This is a genomic window from Streptomyces pseudogriseolus (genome assembly GCA_002154585.1).
GTDB lineage: Bacteria > Actinomycetota > Actinomycetes > Streptomycetales > Streptomycetaceae > Streptomyces > Streptomyces pseudogriseolus.
In genome coordinates this window covers 1-1,204 of record MUNG01000600.1, presented here as the reverse complement: position 1 = coordinate 1,204, position 1,204 = coordinate 1, and the positions used below count along the sequence as shown (strand labels likewise).

At 71.5% G+C, this 1,204-nt stretch carries 1 protein-coding gene and 1 pseudogene; both read right to left on the bottom strand.

Features of this window, described 5'->3' with window-relative positions:
- Nucleotides 1-389: ABC transporter ATP-binding protein (locus tag CCN29_RS36580; protein WP_442538655.1), on the bottom strand; the 389-nt coding region annotated here is incomplete at its 3' end.
- A 212-nt stretch (nucleotides 390-601) separates the two neighbouring features.
- Nucleotides 602-1,204 (bottom strand): annotated as a pseudogene (locus CCN29_RS33315) (helix-turn-helix transcriptional regulator); the annotation flags it as partial.

Sequence of the window (1,204 nt, the reverse complement as noted above, 5' to 3'; positions counted from 1 at the left end):
CGGCCCATCGCCACACGCTGACGCTGACCGCCGGAGAGCGCCTTCGGCTTGCGGTCGAGGTACTCGGTGAGGTCGAGGATCTTCGCGGCCTCCTCGACCTTCTTGCGGATCTCCGCCTTGTTGACGCCGGCGATCTTGAGCGCGAAGCCCATGTTGTCGGCCACCGTCATGTGCGGGTAGAGCGCGTAGTTCTGGAACACCATGGCGATGTCCCGGTCCTTCGGCGGCAGGTGCGTGACGTCGCGGTCGCCGATGCGGATGGCGCCGCCGTTGACGTCCTCGAGGCCCGCGAGCATGCGGAGCGAGGTGGACTTGCCGCAGCCGGANNCGGCGGGCTTGGTCGAACCCGGGTAGATCCGGGTCGCCTTGTCGAACGTGACAGTGGCCATGTGAATGGTCCCCTTCTACCGGCAGGAACGTGCCGGACGATCCGAGTAGGAAGGTGGTGCCACGACGGGTGTTCCGTTGTGGTGTGGTCCACACGAGTGAACTGGCTCAGGACGGTACCTGGCGTTCACCTGCTTGTCAGCAGGTTCCGGGCTGTGAATTTCGCGAGAACTTTCGATCGTTCGCGTACCGGTCGGCCAGGACCGTGACCGCCTCGGCGNNCGCGCGGGGACAGCCGCAGCCGGGCGGTGTCCTGCCGCAGCGCCGCCTCCAGCCGTCGCGAGGTCTCCGTCCAGTACGCGGCCAGGTCGAACCCGGCGGGCCGGGTGAACTCCTCGCCGGTCTCCTCCACCTCCTGGAACCGCGAGACCCGGTACGTGCGCACCGCGTCGTCCGCGAGGGCGATCAGGTACCAGATGCCGCCCTTCAGCACGAGCCCCAGCGGCCGCACCTCCCGCCGCACCTCGCCGCGCCAGCGGGCGTACCGGGTCCGCAGCACCCGCCGCTCCCACACCGCCCGCGCGACCACCGCCAGGTGCGGCACCGGGTCGGCGTCCCGGAACCAGGCCGGCGCGTCCAGGTGGAACCGCTCACGCACCCGCCGCGCCTGGTCCGCCAGCCCGTCCGGCAGGGCGGCCTCCACCTTGAGCTGCGCGCTCGCCAGGACCGCCCCGAGCCCCAGCTCCCCGGCCGGCCCCGGCAGCCCCGCGAGCACGAGCGAACCGGCCTCCGCGTCGGTCAGCCCGGTGAGGCGCGTCCGGTAGCCCTCCACGAGACGGAAGCCGCCCTGCGGTCCGCGCTCGGTACGCACCGGCAC